This window comes from Xanthobacter sp. 91, assembly GCF_000702385.1.
Classification (GTDB): domain Bacteria; phylum Pseudomonadota; class Alphaproteobacteria; order Rhizobiales; family Xanthobacteraceae; genus Xanthobacter; species Xanthobacter aminoxidans.
In genome coordinates, this window is the sequence record NZ_JNIB01000001.1 from 1,247,080 (window position 1) to 1,266,568 (window position 19,489).

Below are 19,489 nucleotides of genomic sequence, written 5' to 3' on the forward strand. Positions count from 1 at the left end.
CCTCTCCGTTGTCATCGCCCGGCGCGTCCGGGCGATCCACCCATCCGCCCGTGCAATGCCCGAAAAGCCGAACCAGCCCAACCGTGGATCGCCCGGACGCGCCGGGCGATGACGGCTCTTGCAGTGTCTTGCCTTCCGCTACCCCTCCAGCCGGGCATCCAGCGTGATGTTGGCGCGGATCACCTTGGACAGGGGGCAGTTGGCCTTGGCCTTGCCGGCCAGCTCGGCGAACTGCTCGGCGGTCGCGCCGGGCACGGTGCCCACCAGGGTGAGGTCCACCTGGGTGATGGCATAGCCCGCGTCCTGCTTCTCCAGCGATACCTTCGCCGTGGTCTCCAGCTGCGTGGCGGTGAGGCCCGCCTCGCCGAGGATGAGGGAGAGCGCCATGGTGAAGCAGGCGGCATGGGCCGCGCCGAGCAGTTCCTCGGGATTGCTGCCGCGCTGGCCCTCGAAGCGGCTGGCGAAGCCGTAGGGAAAGCCGGCCAGCGCCCCGCTCTCGGTGGAGATCTTGCCCCGCCCGTCCTTGATGCCGCCGCTCCATTCCGCCGAACCGCTGCGCACGATCGCCATGGTCGTCTCCTCGCTCTGATGGCCCGCGCAGAGCTGCGCCGGGGCTTTGCAGGGCCTGCGGCGCTCAGGCTTTCGGCGCCTGCGGCGCTTGGGCTTCACAGTGCCTGCGGAGGGAGGAACGTCGGACGGGGCCAAAACGTTCATTTCCGATGCCCGCAACCCGGAAACACTTGTTCACACCCGTGACATCAAAAGCCGCGGCGCGGTCCAATTTGCGACATGCGGAGGGGCAAAATGGCGTCTGTCTCCGGCTCGCTGCGGCGCGGCGCGGAGGAAGAGGAGTGTTGGAAAGAGGGAATTTGGTTCGGACCACACAGCGAGGGGCGGCACCCGACGCTGCGACCGGACACCGAAGGGTGTTCCGGGCGTTGCCTTCCAGATGAAAGGTGAAGCCCCGATGAGCTTTTATCCCGGCCGGCCCGACGCCGGCAGCCGGACCCTCCCCTCTCTCCGCAAGCTGGTCCCCGCTCTCTCGCAGCGCCAGCGGGCGCGCCTCAGGCCCTGGCTGATGGCCCTCGCGGTGGCCGGTGGCGCGGCCGCTCTGGCGGCGCTGGCCCTGCATCAGATTCCCCTGCGCGCCCGCATTGCCCTGGAGGCGGATGTGCGCGCCCGCTTCAGCAACGCCCCGGTGCTCGCCATCGGCGACAGCATCACCTATCAGGCCGCCCCGCGCAGCCTGTGCGGTGAAGAGGTGCTGAACGCCGCCGTTCCCGGCGACAAGATCGACGATCTCGTCTCCCGCGCCGGCGCGCTGGAAGCCCACCTTCAGCCCGCGCGCGTGGTGATCGCCATCGGCGCCAACGATGCGGTGAAGCCGAAGCATTCCATCGCGGAGTGGCGGACCCTCTATCGCGAGATCATCTCCCGCTTTCCCGGCAGCCAATTGGTGCTGGTGGAGGTGAACCCGGTGGAGCACGGCCGCTCGCCCTATGCGGACATGCTGGACCAGACCTACGTGGCGCAGCAGAACGCTGCCATCCGCGCCATCGGCGCCGAGACGGGCGCGGTGGTGGTGCCGGCGCCGCAATCGGTCTCCACCACGGACGGTATCCATCCGAGCCGCGCCGGCGCCCTGCTGTGGCGGGCGCGCCTGTTCTCGGCCGCGTGCCGCTGATCCAGCGACGCCTCAGCCCTCCACGCCGCGCACGGCGAGCACCGCCTTCATGCGCGTCACCGCAAGGTCGGGATCGGTCAGCAGCCCGGCCGCGTCGGCGAGGCGGAACAGCTCGGCGAGGTGCAAAGTGGAGCGGGTGCTCTCCTGCCCGCCCACCATGGTGAAATGGTCCTGATGGCCGTTGAGATAGGCCATGAAGACCACGCCCGTCTTGTAGAAGCGCGTCGGCGCCTTGAAGATGTGCCGCGACAGGGGCACCGTCGGCCCGAGGATGTCGTGGAAGCGCGCGGTGTCCCCCGCCGCCAGCGCCGTGAGGGCGGCGGACGCGGCCGGGGCGATGGCGTCGAAGATGCCGAGCAGCGCGTGGGAATAACCCTGCGCGTCGCCCGCGATCAGCTCCGCATAGTTGAAATCGTCGCCCGTATACATGCGCACGGCCGGGTCCAGCCGGCGGCGCATGACGATCTCCTTGTCCTTGTCGAGGAGGGAGATCTTCACGCCATCAATCTTCGCGGTATTGGCGTTGATGACGGCGACCGCCGTGTCCATGGCCGCGTCGAGGTCGCGCGTGCCCCAGTAGCCGGCGAGCGCGGGATCGAACATGTCGCCCAGCCAGTGGATGATGACCGGCGCCGACACCTGGGACAGCACGCGGGCATAGACGTGCTCATAATCCTCGGGCGACTTCGCCACGCGGGCCAGCGCGCGCGACGCCATGAGGATGATGCGCCCGCCCACCTTCTCCACCGCCGCGATCTGCTCCTCATAGGCGCGGATCACGTCGTCCAGCGAGGTCGCCGCCTCTGGGGCGAGATGGTCGGTGCCGGCGCCGGAGAAGACCAGTGCCTCCGGCCCGTGCGCCTTCGCGGCTTCCACGGAGCGGCGGATCAGCTCCAGCGAGGTCGGCCAGTCGAGCCCCATGCCGCGCTGCGCCGTGTCCATCGCCTCGGCGACGCCGAGGCCGAGGTCCCACAGGCGGGCGCGGTAGGCGATGGTCCTGTCCCAGTCGATGGCCGCGTCGAGCCAGGGGTCGCAGTCCTTCAGTGGGTCCGCCACCACATGGGCGGCGGAGAAGGCGATGCGATTCATGGGGCCGGAGGCGCGGGCGGGATAGTCGCGCGGGGCGGAGAGGCGGAAGGTCTCCAGCCCCCCGCCGGCCACGGGCAGGCGGAGCGAAAGGGCGGTGGCGCGGGCGTGCTCGTTCATGGTGGCGATCCTGAAAAGGCGGCGCGGGCGCTCAGGCGAGCGTCCCGTGCGGGATGGGTTCGGGCACCGCGGCCGGCGCGATGGGGGTGAGGCTTGTCCAGTCGGGCTCGGCGGCGCGGGCGAAGCCGGGCGCCTCCAGCAGGCTGCGGGTGGGCAGCAGCCCGCGCGAGACATCGAGGCCGAGCCGGCCGTTGCGCTGGGCATAGAGATCCGGATGGGCGTCGAAGAAGGCGCGGGCCTCCCGCTCCGGGGCCGGGCCGAAGCCGTCCACATAATGGTGGCCGTTGCGCTCGCCATGGGCGAGGCCGAGGGCGGCGACGAGGGCCGTGTCCTGCTCGATGCCGAGGCCCGGCTGGCAGGTGAGATCCTCCGCCGAGATGAGGAAGGGCGCGCGCGCCCCGCCCGCATTCCACGCCTTCACCCGCGCGGCGTTGAGGATGGCCTTGTAGAGCCCCTTGCAGCTCTTGGAGGAGACGCCGCGATAGCCCAGCGCCGCCGCACGCGGGAAGGCGTCCGGCGCATCGTCCGCCTCGTCGATGATGACGGGCAGGCCATCCAGCCGCGGCAGGGGCGCGGCGAAGGTCTGGGCGCGGTCGAACGGTTGCTCGATGTAGAGGAGCCGGGCGCGGAAGGCGGCAAGGCGCGGGCCGTTCAACGCCTCGGCGAGGGCCATGAGGCGGTCGGGGTCGTACTGCTCGTTGGCGTCCAGCGTCGCCACATAGCCCGGCGCCGAGGCGGCGAGGATGGCGGCGATCTTTTCCAGCCGGGCGATGTCGGCGGCAAGGTCGCCGCCGATCTTGATCTTGAAGAAGGCGAGCCGCGCGGCGGCGATCTCGGCGGCGAGGCCGTGCGGGCCGTCGAGGGGGTCCATGAGCCCCACGGTGTGGCGCAGCGCCACCGCCGGGGCGGGCACAAGCGCAGCGAGGAAGGCGCCGATCTGGCCGGCGGAAAGATCGGGCGAGAGGCGCCCGTCGAGCCCCATCACATTGGCCTTGAGGCCGGCCACGAGGCCGAGGCCCATGGCGCGCAGGAGCGCATCGAGCACCGCTTTGTCGAGCAGCGCCGGGCCGAAGCCGGCGGCGAGCGGCGGAACGCCTTCGCGCTGGCCCCACATGAGCTGCGGTGCCCGCGCCGCCACCGACAGGCCGAAGGCGCTGGCCGGCAGCGCATTGGCATAGATGCGGGCCGCCTGGGCGAGGCCCCGGCGCAAATCGTCCACGGTGTCGAGAGGGCTCTTTGCCGGCGCCTTGTCGAACCAGCGCGGCATCATCATCTCGGCGGCCATGCCGGTGGCGGGGCCGAAGCCCTCCACGTCAGCCGCCACCTTCACGAAGGCCTGCGGCGCCGTCTCCACCACCGAGGGGCCGAAGCGGAACGGGCGGACGAAGGGCATCAGCCGCTCGCCGATCTCCACCTCGCGGATGGTGATGCGCGGAAAGGGCATGTTCGTCCTCTCTGTCCTGCGGATCTCAAGCCCGCGCGGCGTTTGAGCGAGGCCCCATCGTCCCGGTCGCGACCGGGACGATGGCCTGAGACCTCAGTCCAGATGGCCTTGGGCGTAGAAGTGGCCGCGGATGGTCTTGGCGAGTTCGGCGAAGACGGGGCTCGCCATCATGTCCAGCGCGCGCGGGCGGGGCAGCGGCACGTCATAGATGGCGGCCACCGAGCCCGGGCGGTCGGTCATCACCACCACCCGGTCGGCGAGGAAGATCGCCTCGGGGATGGAATGGGTGATGAGCATGATGGTCTTGCCCGTCTCGTACTGGATGCGTTGAAGCTCGAGATTCATCTTCTCGCGCGTCATGGCGTCGAGCGCGCCGAACGGCTCGTCCATGAGCACGATCTTGGGGTCGTGCACCAGCGCCCGGCAGATGGCGGCGCGCTGCTGCATGCCGCCGGAGAGCTGCCAGGGATACTTGTTCTCGAAGCCGTTGAGGCCCGCCGTCTTGAGCAGCTGGCGCGCCCGCTCCAGATGGCTGGCGCGGTCCAGCCGGCGCACCTCCACCGGCAGCATCACGTTGCGCAGCACCGTGCGCCAGGCGAGCAGCACCGGGCTCTGGAACACGATGCCCACATCGTCCGGCGGCTCGGTCACGGCCTTGCCGTCGATGAGGATCTCGCCGGCCGAGGCGGGGATGAGGCCGGCCACCAGCTTCAGCAAGGTGGACTTGCCGCAGCCGGAGGGGCCGACCACGCAGATGAACTCGCCCTCGGTGATGTCGAGGTCCATGGGCTTCAGCGAGGGCACCTCGCCGTCGCGGGTGCGATAGGTCTTGGCGAGGCCGCGGATGTCGATGAGCCGGCGGCGGGCCGAGGGGCCTTCGTTGCGGGCGATCACGCGCAGGGTGTTGGGTCTGGCCATGGCGCCCTCCTCAGACGGTGACGAAGGCATCATGGCGCTGGCTCGCATGCCACGGCACGATCAGGCGCTCCACGAGGTCGATCACCCAGAACAGCACCACGCCGATGAGCGCGAGCACGATGAGGGCGGCGAACATGGTGGGCAGCTCGAAATTGCCGATGGAGCGCTGGAGCACGAAGCCGAGGCCGGAATTCGAGCCCACGAACTCGCCCACCACCGCGCCCACCACCGCCAGCGTCACCGACACCTTCAGGCCGGCGAAGATGGCCGGCATGGCGTGGGGCAGGCTCACCATGGCGAAGGTCTGGAGCCGCGAGGCCTTCATGGAGCGGGCGAGGTCGCGCATGTCGGCCTCCACCGACTTGAAACCCTGCACCCCGGCCACCACCACCGGGAACACCCCGAGCAGGAAGGCGGAAATCACCTTGGGCACGATGCCGAAGCCGAACCACACCACGAACAGGGGCGCGATGGCGACCTTGGGGATGGACTGGGAGAACACCAGCAGCGGATAGAGATAGGCCTCGATGGTGCGCGATCCCGCGATCAGCATGGCCAGCGGAATGCCGATGGCTGCCGAGAGGGCGAAGCCGGCGAGGGTCGCGATGGTGGTCGGCACCGCCTCGCGCGCCAGCATGGCGCCATCGTTGCGGAAGGCGAGCATCACGTCCCACGGGGTGGGGATGAGATAGGCCGGGATCTGGAAGATCCGGACCGAGAGATCCCAGATGGCGATGAGGATCACCAGCAGGCCCACCGGCCGCGCCCACGGCGCGTCGATGACGGCGAGCACGGGATTCCTGTGGCGCGGCGACGCCATGCGGCTTCCTCCCTCAGGTTGCGTTTCAGCCCGGCCGGGACTCTGCGGTCCCGTTTTAACTAACTAGTGAATTACATTTCCCGGCGCGTCCGTTGTCAAGCCCATCCGGCCCCGCCAAGGCGGCACCGCGGTAGCGCGAGAGCCCTATTTTCTTCCGCATCTTCGCCGCACTGCAGCGAAAGCCTTGAGCCGACGGCCCTTTCCCGCTTATCTCGGTAAGGGAGGCTTCCACGATGCCGCGTCGCTGTCCAGACACACGGGCGAGACTGCCCCGGAATGGGGACGCCTGAGCCGTGCGTCTCGTTTGCCTGCCCCATGCCGGCGGCTCCGCCGTGCTCTACCGCACCTGGAAGGCCGCGTTCCTGGGCCTTGCCACCGTGGACAGCCCCGAGCTGCCCGGTCGCGGCAGCCGCCACGGTGCGCCCGTGCCGGCGAGCCTTGCGGCGCTGGCCGAGGACATCGCCGCCCCCCTCCTCCACCGTCCCGCGCCGGTGGTGCTCTACGGCCATTCCATGGGCGCGCTGCTGGCCTTCGAGATGGCGCGGGCGCTGGCCCGCCAAGGCGTCAGCGTGGCCGGGCTGGTGCTCTCCGGCCGGGCGGCGCCGCATCTGCCGTTTCCCCGGCAGGACCGGCACCTGATGAGCGATGCCGCGCTCATCGAGGAGCTGAAGCGCTTCGGCGGCACGCCCGAGGTGCTGTTCCGCCGCCCCGAAATCCTCGCCATGGCGCTGCCCGCCCTGAAGGCGGACTTCCGCATGGTCGACACCTATGCCTTCGCCCCCGGCCCGGCGCTGGCCTGCCCGGCGGTGATCCTCGGCGGCGCGGACGATGCCGGGACCCCGGAACCGAGCCTTCATGCCTGGCGCGAGGTGATCGCCGGCCCGGTGGCGGTGGAGGTGTGGCCCGGCGGCCATTTCTTCGTACGCGAGGACGAGGAACGCCTGCTCACTCTGCTCAAGCGCACCCTCTCCGTCTGGCGCGCCGCCCGTGCCTGAGCCCTCTTCGCCAGCGGACGCCGCGCGCCTTGCGCCGGGCGCGAGCCTCCTCGCCATCGCGCGGGTCGCCGATGCCCTGGTCAATCCGGACCTCCACATCGTGCTGCCGCCCGACGAGGACGCGCGCATCGCCCGCCATGTGAAGGCCGACGACCGCGCCGCCCGCCGCGCCGCCTGGAGCCTCGCGCGCACCCTGCTCGGCGCCGCCCTCGGCCGCGCGCCGGCCGAGGTGACGGTGGCGCGGGGGACGAACGGGCGGCCGGAACTCGTGGCGCCCTCCGACATCGACTTCAACCTCACCCATTCCGGGAGCTGGGTGGCGGTGGGGCTGGCGCGCGGCGGCACCATTGGCGTCGATGTGGAAAAGGCGCGTGGGCTCGATTTGTGGACCCGCCTCGCCCCCGACTTCATGCATGACGCCGACCGCACCCGCTGGTCCGCCCTCCCCGAGGCCGATCGCGCCCCGTCCGCATTGCGCCAATGGTGCGGCAAGGAGGCGGTGCTGAAGGCGACGGGCGAGGGCCTCGCCGGCGATGCCCGCGGCGTGCGCCTGCCCGAAGGCGGTGGCCTCGTGGTGCGCGCCGGCCGCGCCTTCCTCACCGGCAGTGGCGCTTTGCCCGCCGCCGCCTACGCCTTCGCCGTGGAGGTGGACACGCCGACGCTGTTCCTCTCCGCCGGAGCAGGGTGGGAACGGCTCGCCGGCTGAGGGCCATGCGCCGTCTGGAACCGCCGTCGTCCTCCGACTTGATCGGAGGACCCATCCCGCCGCCGGTGCAAACGTCGACATGGGCCCTCCGGTCCCGCCGGAGGGCGACGGAGGTGAAGCAAGGCAGCGCAACCGTTGTCGCCTCATCGCAGGGATGCGCTAGCATGGCCGTCAGCGACCCGGCTTGATCCGGTTCGATGGCGCGGAGGGGGACCATGCCGAGCGAAACACCCAATGCCGGGGCGCAGAGCGCAAGCCTCGCCGACCGGCTGGCGGACCTGTGGGATCATCTGGGGCTCGACGCCGCCCATGTGGCGACGCAGATGCCGGGCAGCCTCGCCGGCTTCGCGGCGGCCCATCCGGCGCGCATCGCGGGTCTGCTGTTCCATGAGCCGGTGGGCTGCGAGCCCGCCGCCTTCGCATCCGTTGCCGACCGCCTGACGGTTCTCGCCGGGGATGGCGGCACCTCCTCTCAGATCGCCGGAGTGATCGCGGCGGCCCTTCCCGAGAGCCGTCGGCGCGTCCTCGAAAACTATGCGCAGCCCGGATGGGCCGACCATGTGCGCGACCGCACGGACGCGGTGGTGGACGCCCTGAGGGATCTGCCGGGCACGCCCAGCGTGCTGACGCGCACGACAGAATGCGGCGCCCATGCCGGCATCAGCTACGACATCAGGGGATCGGGGCCGACCCTCGTGCTGTTCCCCCTCTTCCTCGCCCCCACCCAATGGGACGCGGCGCTGCCCCGCCTCGCCGCGCATTTCACCGTGATCCGGCTGGGCGGCGCGCATCTCGGCGGCGTCTCCCTGCTGGAGGACCGCGCCAGCAGCCCCAGCTATCGCGGCATGTTCGGGACGCTTCTCGACATCCTCGCTCCCGGCCCCGCGGATCACATCCTCGACGTGGGCACCGGCTCCGGCGCGCTGGCGCGGATCGCGGCCCGGCGGGCGGGTCATGTCACCGCCTGCGACATCAATCCCTACATGGTGCGGGAGGGGGCGGACCTCGCCGCGAGCGCCGGCCTGTCGGATCGCATCACCTTCCGCGAGGCGGATGCCGGGCATTTGCCGTTCGCGGACGCGAGCTTCGACCATGCCTACAGCGTGACGGTGCTGGAGGAATGCGACGCCGACCGCGCCCTCGCCGAGCTGTTCCGGGTGGTGAAGCCCGGCGGGCGGGTGGGCGTCATCGTCCGCGCCATCGACGGCCGGCACATCTTCAGCGCCGATCTGCCCGATGCGATCCGCGCCAAGGTGGAGATGGTGCCGCCCATGGTGTCGCCCGGGGGCGCCGCCGACGCCAGCCTCTACCGGCGCATGCGGGCTGCGGGCCTTGTGGATCTCGTGCCCTGCCCGGCCATGCCGTCCTTCGAGAACGGCAGCGGCTTCTGGCGCTTCGTCGTCGGCCGGCTGGAGCCGCGCCTCTCGGCCGAGGAACTGGCCGTGTTCCGCGCGGCCCTCGCGACCGCCGAGGCCGAGGGCAAGCTGTTCGTCACCTTCCCCCACCACGGGGTGGTGGGCACGAAGCCGGCCTAAAGCTGCCGGTTCAGGTTTTCGGCGAAGGAGAGGATGTGGGCGCGGGTGGCCTGCTCGGCGGCGTCGGCGTCGCGGGCGGCCAGCGTGTCGACGATGGCGGCGTGCTCGTCCACCACGCGGCGGTGGTGGGCGACATCGCGCAGGGAGACGAACCACACCCGCTGCGCCCGTTCGTGCAGGTTCCGCAGGATCTCGCCCAGCACCGGATTGCGCGCGCCACCGGAGATGGTGAGGTGGAACTCGCGGTCGAGGGCCATCAGCTCGGTGATGTCCCCGTCCCCGGCGGCGGCGGTGCCCCGGCGCACATTCTCCTTCAGCGCGGCGATGACGTTTGCATCCGCCCGCTCGGCGGCAAGGCGGGCGCAGAAGCTCTCGTTGAGAAGGCGCACCTCCACCATGTCGCGCACCTCGTCCTGCGAGATGGGGCGCACGATGATGCCCTTGCGCGGCAGCACCTCCACGAGGCCGTCGCGCATGAGCCGGTCGAAGGCCTGACGCACGGGCGTGCGGCCGAGGCCGAGGGAGGCCGCCACCTGCGCCTCGCTCAGCGCCTCGCCGGGGCGGAAGGCGCACATGATGATGCGCTGCTTGATGACGTCATAGGCCGTGTCGCGGAGGGAGCGGACCTGCGGTGGCCCGACATCCTCGGCGATCTCCCGACCCACGTCGCGCGCATCGAGCTGCATGGCGCCTCTCCCTGACCGGTGCCGGTCGTTCTGCCCCAAGGTCTCGCCCCGAGGTCCTTGCCCCCTGTCCTGCCCCCGCTCAGCCGGCGATGGGCAGGACGGTCACGTCATACCCATGGCGGATGATCCGGCCCAGCACCGGGTCCTCGATCTCGAACTCGAACCGCGCCGCCGGGCGGATGCCGCCGATGGCCGCGAGCGTGCCGCAGAACATGGCGGTGCCATCGGAGAATCCGGGCTCATAGCCGGCGATGATCTCCTCCGGCGGCAGCATGGCCGCCACCGAGCCCTGCTGGTAGAGCACGCGCGCGCCATCGATGACCGCATAGGAGCGGATGAGCAGGCTGTCCCAGTGCGGCAGCACCTCGTCCAGCGCCCAGAGGTCGGCGGCGACGGGCTTGTCGCACATCTGCTTGGACACGGTGATGCCGTAGGTCTCGACCTTGCGGTCGGTATGGTCGGAGCCGACGCCGAGCCAGCGGCGGCCGCCGGCCTGGAGGATCATGAACTCCACCTCGCCGGAGGACTCCGGCCCGGTGGATTCGATCTCGCCGGCCGTGGTGAAGCGGGCGGCGGCGACGCGGTAGTAGATGGGCGTCGAGGCCGGACGGGCGACGCCCAGCTCCTCCAGCTCCACGATGTGCTTCTCCAGCGCGACCTTGTCGCGGCCGGTCCAGCCCGCGATCACCGCATGGCGGATGGCGAGGGTCTCCGTGCGGCTCTCGCCGCCGGCGTGGAGGGTGAAGGTGAGCTTCGTGCCCATCGGGATCTCTCGTTCAGAAGACAGGGAAGTGACCGGCGCCTCCGAAAGGGGGAGGAAAGGAGGCGCCGGCCGACGCGCCAACCTGGAGCGCGATCCGGGCAGGGCAATCTGCTCGGTGAATCGCCCTCCAAACTAAGACAGAGAACGCGCTACCCGATCAGCCTGCGATGCAAGCTGATCGGCGCGTGCCCTGGTCAGTTCGGCGTGCGCGTGTCGAGAAGGGTCCACTTTCCGCCCTTCACCTCAAGGATGTAGACGGGCTTCACGGCGTCGCCGTCGGTGAAGGAGATGGCGCCTTCGAGCGCCTGGTAGTCCTTCAGCTTGGCGAGCTGGTCGCGGATGGCGGCGCGCTCCTCGGCGAGCTTCGCCTTGTCGCCGGTCACGCCCGCGCGCTTCATCGCCTCCGAATAGAGGTAGACGATGTCATAGACCGAGGCGTCCATCTGGTTCGGGTCGGTGCGGGTCAGGCCGGCGGCCTTGGTGCGCTTGCCGAACTCGGCGGTGAAGGCCTTGGTCTTGTCGTTCACCTCGGGGAAGAAGGTGGTGCCGATGGTGAGGTTGTCGCCGGCGCCGTCCATGCGCTTGGGCAGCTCGGGATCGGCGATGGTGGTGCCGCCGACGATGCGGGTGGAGACGCCCTGGCGCTTCAGCTCCTTGGCGAGGTTCACCGCGCCCTCGGGGGGCGAGCCGAGGCCGACGATATCAGGCGCCATCTGCTTCAGCTGCGCCACCTGGGGCGACAGGTCGAAGGCGGCGAGCTGGAAGTCCACCGCGCCCTTGGAGGGGATGGCGTACTTCTCGAACATCTTGGGCACCACCACCGTGCCGATGGACTTGGACACCACGTCGTCGGTGGCATAGGCCGCCGCGCCCGAGGCCATGGGCAGCTTCTTGTCCTTGATGGAGCCGAGCACCTGGTCGATGACCTTGCCCTCGTCCGTGGTGTTGCGGAAGCCGTAGGTGAAGCCCTTGGTGAGGCCGGGGGCCGAGGAGGCCATGGACATCTGCGAGATGCCCTCGCGCTCGCCCACCGGGAAGGTGGTGCGCACTTCCGAGGACGAGAACGGGCCGATGACGGCGAGCGCATTGGCATCCTGCGCGAAGGAGCGCAGCGCGGTGGTGGCCTGCTTGGGATCGCCAGCGGTGTCGAACTTCACCACCTTGATCTTCTTGCCGTTGATGCCGCCCTTGGCGTTGATTTCCTCCACCGCCATGTCGACGGCCACCTCATTGGTGTTGGCGAGGCTCACATACGGGCCGCTCTTGGCCATCATGTAGCCGAGGACCAGTTCGCCCTCCGCCCGCGCCGCTCCGGAGGCGACCAGCGCCGCCAGAAGGCCGGCGCCGAACAGCACGCTCTTCTTCATGTCCCGTTCTCCTCTTGGCTTTTGTTTCCCGGCCCCGGTCTTCGACCGGCGCCGGGTGCGCACGCTCAATCGCCGCGCGGGCTTGCCCCGAGGGCCCATGGGCCCTCGGACCGTGGTTCAATGGGCGGCCGACCCGCCGCCCAGATACGCGTCCTGCAAACGGGGATCGGCCGCGAGCACGTCGGGCGCGCCGGCCATGGCCACGCGGCCGAGTTCCAGCACGGTGGCGGAATGCGCCGCCTTCAGCGCCTTGCCGGTGTTCTGCTCCACCAGCAGCACGGAGAGGCCGTCCCCGTTCAGCTCGCGGATGAGATCGAACAGCTTGGAGACGAACAGCGGCGAGAGGCCCAGCGACGGCTCGTCCAGCATCATCAGGCGGGGCTTCGCCATCATGGCGCGGCCGATGGCCAGCATCTGCTGCTCGCCGCCGGAGAGGCAGGAGGCGGCCATGTGGCGGCGCTCGGCGAGGTTGGGGAAGCGGTCATAGATGGCCGCTATCTCCCGCTCCACCGCCGCCGTGTCGCGCCGCATGTGGGCGCCGAGCCGCAGGTTTTCTTCGACCGTCAGGGTGATGAGGATGCGCCGGCCTTCCGGCACCAGCACCACGCCGGCCGCCATGCGCCGGTGCGGCGGCAGGCGGGTGATGTCGGCATCCGCGAAGGTGATGCCCCCCGCCTTGGCCGGCACCGCGCCGAGGATGGCCTTGAGCAAAGTGGACTTGCCCGCGCCGTTGGCGCCGAGCACGGTGACGACCTCGCCCTCGTTGACGGTCAGCGACACGTCCGAGAGCGCCGCGACGCGGCCGTAGGCGACGGAGAGGCCGGAGACTTCGAGCAGCGCCATGGTTCAGGCCTCCTCGTCCGTGCCGATATAGGCCTCGCGCACCAATTTCTCCTGCCGCACGCGGGAGAGCGGGCCTTCGGCGATCTTCTCGCCGAAGTTCAGCACCACCACGTTCTCGCAGATCGAATCCACGAAGTGCATGTCGTGCTCCACCACGAGGAGGGTGACGCCCTTCGCCATCAGCGCCTTGAGATGATCGCGCAGGGCATTCGTCTCGCTGGGATTGAGGCCGGCGGCGGGCTCGTCGAGCATCAAGAGGCTCGCGCCGGCCAGCGTCGCGCGCACGAGGTCGATGCGCTTGCGCACGCCATAGGGCAGCGCGGAGACCATCTCGTCGGCCCAGCGGCCAAGGCCGCTCTCCTCCAGCGCCGCGCGCGCCTCGCGCTTCCAGCGGTGGTTGGGAAAGAGCCGGTAGGGAGTGAGCAGTGCGCCGAGGGAAGAGGCGCGCACATGCTGGCCCACCAGCAGGTTTTCCAGCACCGAGAGGTGCGGCATCAGACGGATGTTCTGGAACGAGCGGGCGACGCCGGTGGAGATGCGCTTGCGCGACGGCATGTGCGTCACGTCCTGCCCGTTCACCTCGATACGCCCGGCATCGACGCCGTAGACGCCGCTGACCAGGTTGAACACCGTGGTCTTGCCCGCCCCGTTCGGACCGATGAGGGCGGTGGTGACGCCCTTCGGCACGGTGAAGGACAGGTCGCGGATGGCGCGCACGCCGGCGAAGGATTTGGACAGGCCGGTGATGGCGAGGGCTGCGGCACTCATCACGCGGCCTCCGCCTTGCGCCGGAACAGGCGGAACAGGGAAGACGTCACCAGCCCCTGCGGCCGCACGGCCATGAACAGGATGATGAAGACGGCGAACAGGGCGTAGCGCCACTGGTCGGAGGCGCGCAGCAGCTCCGGCACCAGCGTGAAGAAGGCGGCGCCCACCAGCGGCCCCCACACCGTCTGCGTGCCGCCGAACAGCACGTAGAGCACGGTGAAGACCGAGAGCAGCACGTTGAAATGCTGCGCTTCGACGAAGCTGTAATGGTGCGCGTAGAGCCCGCCGCCGAAGCCGGCCACCGCCGCGCCCAGAGCGAAGGCCGCGACCTTCATGCCGCGCACCGAGACGCCGAGCAGGTCCGCCACTGTCGCGTCGCTCTTCACCGCCGTGAGGCAGAGCGCGAAGCGGGTGCGGGAGACGAGCAGCATCAGCATCACCACGCCGGCCGCCGCCGCATAGACCACGTAAGGGCCGGCATAGTCCGTGACCGGATAGCCCGCCGCGCCGCCCACCACTTCCAGATTGAGGAAGATCGCGGAGATCACCTGCCCCAGGGCGAAGGTGGCCATGGCGAGATAGATGCCGTGGGTGCGCAGCACCGGCACGCCGATGAGCAGGCCCACCAGCCCCGCGAGCCCCGCGCCGAGCGGGATGGCCGCCCACATGGGCCACATATATTCGTTGGTGAGGAAGGCCGAGGCATAGGCGCCGATGGCCATGAAGCCGGCGATGCCGAGGTTCAGCTGCCCCGCCGCCAGCGGCAGATAGACCGCATAGGCGGCGATGACGTTGAAGGCGAGGACGACGAGGACGCCCGTCAGATAGCCGCTCATCACAGCTTCTCCCGGCTGGCGGCGCGGCCCATGAGGCCCTGCGGACGCACGATGAGGATGAGGAGCAGGAGGCCGTAGACGGAGATGTTCACCACGTCCGCGCCGATGAAGGAGATGGACAGCACCTCCGCGAGGCCGATGACCAGCCCGCCCAGCACCGCGCCCCAGATGGAGCCCATGCCGCCGACGATCATGGCCGCGACGCCCTTGAAGCCCACGCCCTCGCCCATGAAGGGCGACACCTGCTGGTAGTTCACGGCGAAGAGGATGCCCGCCAGCGCCGCCAAGAGTGCCGAGGCGATGAAGAGCTGGGGCACGAGGCGGGAGATGTCGATGCCCATGAGCAGGGCCGTCTCCCGGTTCTCCGCCACGGTGCGAATGCGCCGGCCGCCGGCGGTGGAGGAGAGATACCAGGACAGGAACGCCACGAGGCCGAGGGAGAGCGCCAGCGAGATGAGCTGCGCGATGCCGATGACGAGCCCACCGAGGCGGATGTTGAGGTCCGGCAGCAGGGCCGGGAACGCCTGCTGGTCCGAGCCGTACTGGATCAGCATCAGGTTTTCGAGCAGCACCAGGAAGCCGAGGGAGGACACCATCGGCACTTCCGGGTCGCCGCCCTGCATGGGCCGGTAGGCGAAGCGCTCCACCAGGAGCGAGACGAACGCCGCCGCCGCCAGCGCGCCCGCTGCGGCGATGAGGAAGGGCCAGCCCGCCTTCATCAGCCCGAAGGCGAGCATGCCGCCCACCATGAACAGGCCGGGGAGCGAGAAGTTCAGGAAGTTGAGCACGCCGATGGCGAGGGTGAAGGCCACCGCCACAAGCATGTAGATGGCCCCGAGCATGAGGCCGTTGACGATCTGCTGCGCGAGCATGGGCCGGGGCAACCTTCCTCTCGTACGCCGTGACGCGGGCGCTGCCCTTCCCCCCTCCGCCTGAGGCGTCGCCCTCCGGAGATTGCGGACGGCACGGAAGCGGGGCAGCGATTAGGTTTGATACAAAGCTATTTTGGGCGTGGCTTCAAGCTGAAATTTCAGGCGGATTTCACTGCATCGCAGCAAGCGCCCTCCCCGCCTGTGCGCTGCATCGCCAAGGGCTTGCGCCGAGTTGAGAGGGTTGCGTGCGCAGCGCCTGCCCTCGGCGCGGGCGCCCTTCTGCACACGCCTGCGGCAGAGCGGCCGGTGCCCCGGCGCCCAACCTTCCGCGCCCGGCGACGCCCTGCAGGGCTCCGGCCCCGATCTTGCTATCGCCCCTGCATCCCCGTTCGCGATGCCAGGGCGTGTCACAGGTCGGCCAAAAATGTCGAAGCCCCGACATCGTTCGAGACATGAGGCTGCCCCATGAAACTCATCGTCGAACGCCTGGTGGTCGAAAGCCTGGTGGACGCCTTCCCGGACCAGGCGCACCTCCTCGCCCAGCCGCGTCTTTCGAGCCGCATGGAGCTGGGCCTCGATGCGCTGAAGCCCGATGAGCTGGCCCACCTGCACGAGCTGGTGCTGAAGACGGGCGGCACCACCATTCGCGGGCAGGAGGAGCAGCTCGCCAACCTCGTCGGCGTGTTCCGGGACGACGGCCGGCGCTTCGGCCCGGACGAGCTGGAAGATCTGGCGGGGGCGATCGCGCTTTACTTCGTCAAGCACTGCATTCGCGGCTGGCTGTTCCGCATGAACCCCGCCGGCAAGCCCGAGCCCTATCTCATCACCCGCCTCGACTACACGCCCCCCGGCGAGGAGGAGGCGGGGCGGCTGATCGTGGAGCTGAAGGCCAACAATCGCGGCAAGACCCACGTCGAGAATTTGCTGATCCGCTCCAAGGACCTGCGCGGCCTCACCATTCCCGGCACGCTCGCCGCCAAGGGCTGGCTGATGGAGGATGCCGGCCTCCTCGCCTCCTTCGACGACCAGATGGTGCGCTATTTCGAATGGCGCGGCCGCTATGGCGAGCAGTTCTCCGGGCGTGGCACCGGCCTCTTCGCCGAAGACCCCACCGCCAACCGGCGCGACACCGACTGGGCGCGCAAGGCGACCGTGGTGCTCTCCTCCTCCGGCAGCGAGGCGCGGCTGGTGAACGACGAGGAACTGCTCGGCGAGCGCACGCTGGGCACGGAGACCTCCGGCTTCTTCCTCGACAAGATCGTGAAGAAGGCGGACAAGCAGAACCTCTTCCACATGGCCGTGGACGAGGCGCTACGCGCGGCGAAGGACAGCATCCCCAAGGGTGCCTTCACCGACATGCCGGTCCATCCCTTGATCCTGATGTTCCATCTGGAGCTGCACCACCATGTGTGGGTGCATGTGGACGACATAAGGCCCTACGAATACCACCCGGAACTGAAGCAGAAGCTGGTGCTGCCGCCGGAGCAGACCGACCTCATCGACATCCTCACCGCCGAGATGAACACGCTCATGGACGACGTGGTGGCGGGCAAGTCCGGCGGCACCACCGTGCTCTGCGCCGGCCCGCCCGGCGTCGGCAAGACGCTCACCGCCGAAGTCTATTCCGAGATCATCCAGCGCCCGCTCTACCGCGTGCATTCCGGCCAGCTCGGCCTCGATGTGGCGCACATGGAGCAGGCGTTGAAGGATGCGTTGACGCGCGCCCAGCGCTGGGGCGCGGTGATGCTGATCGACGAGGCGGATGTCTACATCAAGCGCCGGCAGGACAACCTCACCATGAATGCCGTGGTGGGCGTGTTCCTGCGCGTGCTCGAATACTTCAACGGCCTCTTGTTCCTCACCACCAACCGGGTGGACGACATCGACGAGGCCATCGTCTCGCGGTGCATCGCCCTCATCAAATATCACTCTCCCGGCCCGGACGACCGGCGCAAGATCTGGCGGGTGATGTGCGACCAGTTCGGCCTCATCCTCTCCAACGAGCTCATCGACACGCTGGTGGAGATGTTCCCGGAGACCTCGGGCCGCGACATCAAGGGCCTCGCCAAGCTGGTGGCGAAATACTGCTCGCAGAAGGGCGTGCCGCCCTCCATCGATGCCTTCCGCCGCTGCGCCATCTTCCGCGCGCTGGACGTGCCGCCGCTCGCCTGAGCCGCGCCCGGATAGGGCACCCCCATTGCCCTTGACTTACCCGCCCGGTCCCTCGGGCGGGTCTTTTTTGTCTGTTGAAATGACGAAAGGGCGTCACGCCCCGTTGAAATGAACCGTCCCGAAGCCGGAGACGTCGTAGCCGCCCAGCTCCACCGCCCGCGCCTCGAAGGCGGGCTCCCGGCAGAAGGCGACGAGCTTCTGGAACGAGGGCTCGAAATAGGCCCGGCGCCAGACCATGAGGTCGAAGCGCTCTTCCACCAGCGGCACGAAATCGAGATTGTGCAGGCGCGCGGCGGCGGCGATGCCGAGGCCCACATCCGCCCGCCCGGTGGCGACGGCGAGGGCAAGGTCGGTCTCCGAGCGCTCCGCCGTGCCGGCGCAGGTGAGGGCGTCGCGGCCCATCCCTTCCGCGGCGAGCAGGAGATCCAGCACCAGTTCGCTCGCCGCTTCCTTCTGGCGCGTCTGGAATTTGAGGCCCTTCACGTCGGCGAGGCAGGTGGGCGGACGGGGAAGGCCCGGCCGGCAGATCAGCCCGCGCACCCGCCGCGCCCATTCCACCAGCACCCAGGGCGCGCGGCCAAAGCGCTCCTCCACCACTCCCGCGTTCCAGTCGTCGCCCTCCGGCACATGGAGGCCGACGGCGATGCACTCGCCCCGGTCCGCCCGGTCGAGGCCGTCGAGCGCGCCGTCCATGAGGCAGGCGATGCCGGAGCGCGATTCGCGCAGCGCCCATTCCAGCAGGGGATCGTGGCCGCCGGTCATCACCGCCGGCGGGGCGTGATGGTCCGAAGGCGCTGAATGGTGGGCGCCATCCGGCGCGGCGGCGTGGACCGGGGCGCTTTCCGCCGAGCCGGCGATCCAGTCCTGGATTTCCTGCCGTGGAAACAGCAGCTTGCCGGTCACCCGCCGCACCGGAAGGCTGCCGGTGGCGACGAGGTCGTAGACCTTGCGCTCGCGCACCCTCAGCAGCGCCGCGAGCTCGCGGGTGGTGAGATATTCCGACATCCGGCCCGGCCCGATTGGCCTCCACCACGCAGGGCGCGCCGGAGGAAACGACACTTTTCTCTTATGTTCACATGAATACGGCTTAGAGCGCGATCCGATCAAGTTGAATCAACTTGATCGGTGAATCGCCCTCTCACGCGAGGAAAGAAAACGCGTGATCCGATCTGATTGCGATGCAATCAGATCGGCGCGTGCTCTGGCGGCCGTGTCGCAAGCCCAAATTGTAACCCTGCGACGGGGCACCGCTGGTGCGGCGCTTGCTTTAGACTGCCGGGCACGCCAGCACAGGCGGAACGCTTTCCAGCCGGATTTTCCCCCATGACCCCTGCCGCGTCCCCTGCCCGCATCGGCATCGTCACCATCTCGGATCGCGCCAGCTCCGGCACCTATGAGGATCTGAGCGGCCCGGCCATCGAGGCCTGGCTGCGCCGCGCCATCACCAGCCCGTGGGTCGCCGACTATCGGGTGATCCCGGACGGGTTCGAGAGCGTGCGCGACACCCTCATCACCCTCGCCGACGCGGAGCACATGGACCTCATCTGCACCACGGGCGGCACCGGGCCCTCCCCGCGCGACCTGACACCGGAGGCCATGGCGGCGGTGATCGAGAAACCGCTGGCGGGCTTCGGCGAGCAGATGCGGCGCATCAGCCTCAACGAGGTGCCCACCGCCATCCTGTCGCGGCAGGAGGCGGGGGTGCGCGGCAAGACGCTGATCGTGAACCTGCCGGGCAAGCCGGCCTCCATCGCGGTGTGCCTCGCGGCGGTGTTCCCGGCCATCCCCTATTGCCTGGACCTCATCGGCGCCGGGCGCATCGAGACCGATCCGACCGTCTGCGCCGCGTTCCGGCCCAAAGGCGCGTAAGGCCG

The 19,489-nt window shown here is 69.6% G+C and carries 19 protein-coding genes; 6 read left to right on the plus strand and 13 right to left on the minus strand.

Annotation, left to right across the window (positions count from 1 at the left end):
• Window positions 1-138: 138 nt before the first annotated feature.
• Window positions 139-570 carry an OsmC family protein gene (locus tag A37E_RS0106015; protein WP_029555781.1) on the minus strand — a complete coding sequence of 144 codons (432 nt, stop codon included), beginning with the start codon at window positions 568-570 and terminating at the stop codon, window positions 139-141.
• Window positions 571-967: 397 nt separating this feature from the next.
• On the opposite strand from A37E_RS0106015, the gene A37E_RS0106020 reads away from it, so the two are divergent.
• Complete coding sequence (locus A37E_RS0106020) at window positions 968-1,684, plus strand: SGNH/GDSL hydrolase family protein (RefSeq protein WP_029555782.1); 717 nt, start codon at window positions 968-970, stop codon at window positions 1,682-1,684.
• Between the two features lie 12 nt (window positions 1,685-1,696).
• Here the strand turns inward: A37E_RS0106020 and A37E_RS0106025 are convergent, their stop codons facing one another.
• From A37E_RS0106025 to A37E_RS0106040, 4 genes are all read right to left on the minus strand, one after another.
• On the minus strand, window positions 1,697-2,890 hold the full coding sequence (locus A37E_RS0106025) for a dihydrodipicolinate synthase family protein (RefSeq protein WP_029555783.1): 1,194 nt from the start codon (window positions 2,888-2,890) through the stop codon (window positions 1,697-1,699).
• A 31-nt stretch (window positions 2,891-2,921) separates the two neighbouring features.
• Window positions 2,922-4,334: an enolase C-terminal domain-like protein gene (locus A37E_RS0106030; RefSeq protein ID WP_029555784.1), complete on the minus strand. Its 1,413-nt coding sequence runs from the start codon at window positions 4,332-4,334 to the stop codon at window positions 2,922-2,924.
• Window positions 4,335-4,427: 93 nt separating this feature from the next.
• Entirely contained in the window at window positions 4,428-5,252 is an 825-nt protein-coding gene (locus A37E_RS0106035) for an ABC transporter ATP-binding protein (protein ID WP_024280890.1), read from the minus strand.
• Window positions 5,253-5,262: 10 nt separating this feature from the next.
• Window positions 5,263-6,072, minus strand: a complete 810-nt coding sequence (locus A37E_RS0106040; RefSeq protein ID WP_029555785.1) for an ABC transporter permease — start codon at window positions 6,070-6,072, stop codon at window positions 5,263-5,265.
• Between the two features lie 293 nt (window positions 6,073-6,365).
• Between A37E_RS0106040 and A37E_RS0106045 the strand changes: the two genes are divergently transcribed.
• The 3 genes from A37E_RS0106045 to A37E_RS25845 all read left to right on the plus strand — a co-directional run bounded on the left by A37E_RS0106045 (window position 6,366) and on the right by A37E_RS25845 (window position 9,308).
• The gene (locus tag A37E_RS0106045) at window positions 6,366-7,067 is read left to right on the plus strand and encodes an alpha/beta fold hydrolase (RefSeq protein WP_051678824.1); all 702 of its coding nucleotides are present in this window, start codon (window positions 6,366-6,368) and stop codon (window positions 7,065-7,067) included.
• Entirely contained in the window at window positions 7,060-7,773 is a 714-nt protein-coding gene (locus tag A37E_RS0106050; protein WP_051678825.1) for a 4'-phosphopantetheinyl transferase superfamily protein, read from the plus strand. Before A37E_RS0106045 ends, A37E_RS0106050 begins: the two co-directional genes overlap by 8 nt.
• Before the next feature lie 215 nt (window positions 7,774-7,988).
• Window positions 7,989-9,308: a methyltransferase domain-containing protein gene (locus A37E_RS25845; protein WP_051678826.1), complete on the plus strand. Its 1,320-nt coding sequence runs from the start codon at window positions 7,989-7,991 to the stop codon at window positions 9,306-9,308.
• Here A37E_RS25845 and A37E_RS0106060 read toward each other — a convergent pair.
• The 7 genes from A37E_RS0106060 to A37E_RS0106090 form a co-directional block, all read right to left on the minus strand.
• Window positions 9,305-9,994 (minus strand): GntR family transcriptional regulator, encoded by a 690-nt coding sequence (locus A37E_RS0106060; protein ID WP_081837477.1) that lies wholly within the window; start codon window positions 9,992-9,994, stop codon window positions 9,305-9,307. The two genes, A37E_RS25845 and A37E_RS0106060, sit on opposite strands and share 4 nt — an antisense overlap.
• Window positions 9,995-10,073: 79 nt before the next feature.
• The gene (locus A37E_RS0106065; protein WP_029555790.1) at window positions 10,074-10,757 is read right to left on the minus strand and encodes a DUF2848 domain-containing protein; all 684 of its coding nucleotides are present in this window, start codon (window positions 10,755-10,757) and stop codon (window positions 10,074-10,076) included.
• A gap of 194 nt (window positions 10,758-10,951) precedes the next feature.
• Window positions 10,952-12,124 (minus strand): ABC transporter substrate-binding protein, encoded by a 1,173-nt coding sequence (locus tag A37E_RS0106070; RefSeq protein WP_029555791.1) that lies wholly within the window; start codon window positions 12,122-12,124, stop codon window positions 10,952-10,954.
• 117 nt (window positions 12,125-12,241) lie between these two features.
• A complete protein-coding gene (locus tag A37E_RS0106075; protein ID WP_029555792.1) occupies window positions 12,242-12,967 on the minus strand; it encodes an ABC transporter ATP-binding protein in 726 nt (241 codons plus the stop codon).
• A gap of 3 nt (window positions 12,968-12,970) precedes the next feature.
• Window positions 12,971-13,735 carry an ABC transporter ATP-binding protein gene (locus tag A37E_RS0106080; protein WP_029555793.1) on the minus strand — a complete coding sequence of 255 codons (765 nt, stop codon included), beginning with the start codon at window positions 13,733-13,735 and terminating at the stop codon, window positions 12,971-12,973.
• Window positions 13,735-14,571 (minus strand): branched-chain amino acid ABC transporter permease, encoded by an 837-nt coding sequence (locus A37E_RS0106085; protein ID WP_029555794.1) that lies wholly within the window; start codon window positions 14,569-14,571, stop codon window positions 13,735-13,737. Before A37E_RS0106085 ends, A37E_RS0106080 begins: the two co-directional genes overlap by 1 nt.
• Window positions 14,571-15,443 (minus strand): branched-chain amino acid ABC transporter permease, encoded by an 873-nt coding sequence (locus A37E_RS0106090; protein ID WP_029555795.1) that lies wholly within the window; start codon window positions 15,441-15,443, stop codon window positions 14,571-14,573. The genes A37E_RS0106085 and A37E_RS0106090 overlap by 1 nt, the downstream gene beginning before the upstream one ends.
• Before the next feature lie 465 nt (window positions 15,444-15,908).
• Between A37E_RS0106090 and A37E_RS0106095 the strand changes: the two genes are divergently transcribed.
• On the plus strand, window positions 15,909-17,615 hold the full coding sequence (locus A37E_RS0106095) for an ATP-binding protein (protein WP_029555796.1): 1,707 nt from the start codon (window positions 15,909-15,911) through the stop codon (window positions 17,613-17,615).
• Window positions 17,616-17,708: 93 nt separating this feature from the next.
• Here the strand turns inward: A37E_RS0106095 and A37E_RS0106100 are convergent, their stop codons facing one another.
• Window positions 17,709-18,620: a helix-turn-helix transcriptional regulator gene (locus A37E_RS0106100; RefSeq protein WP_029555797.1), complete on the minus strand. Its 912-nt coding sequence runs from the start codon at window positions 18,618-18,620 to the stop codon at window positions 17,709-17,711.
• Between the two features lie 318 nt (window positions 18,621-18,938).
• Here A37E_RS0106100 and mog point away from each other — a divergent pair, with 318 nt between their 5' ends.
• Window positions 18,939-19,484 carry a molybdopterin adenylyltransferase gene (gene mog / locus A37E_RS0106105; protein WP_029555798.1) on the plus strand — a complete coding sequence of 182 codons (546 nt, stop codon included), beginning with the start codon at window positions 18,939-18,941 and terminating at the stop codon, window positions 19,482-19,484.
• The last annotated feature ends 5 nt before the right edge of the window (window positions 19,485-19,489 follow it).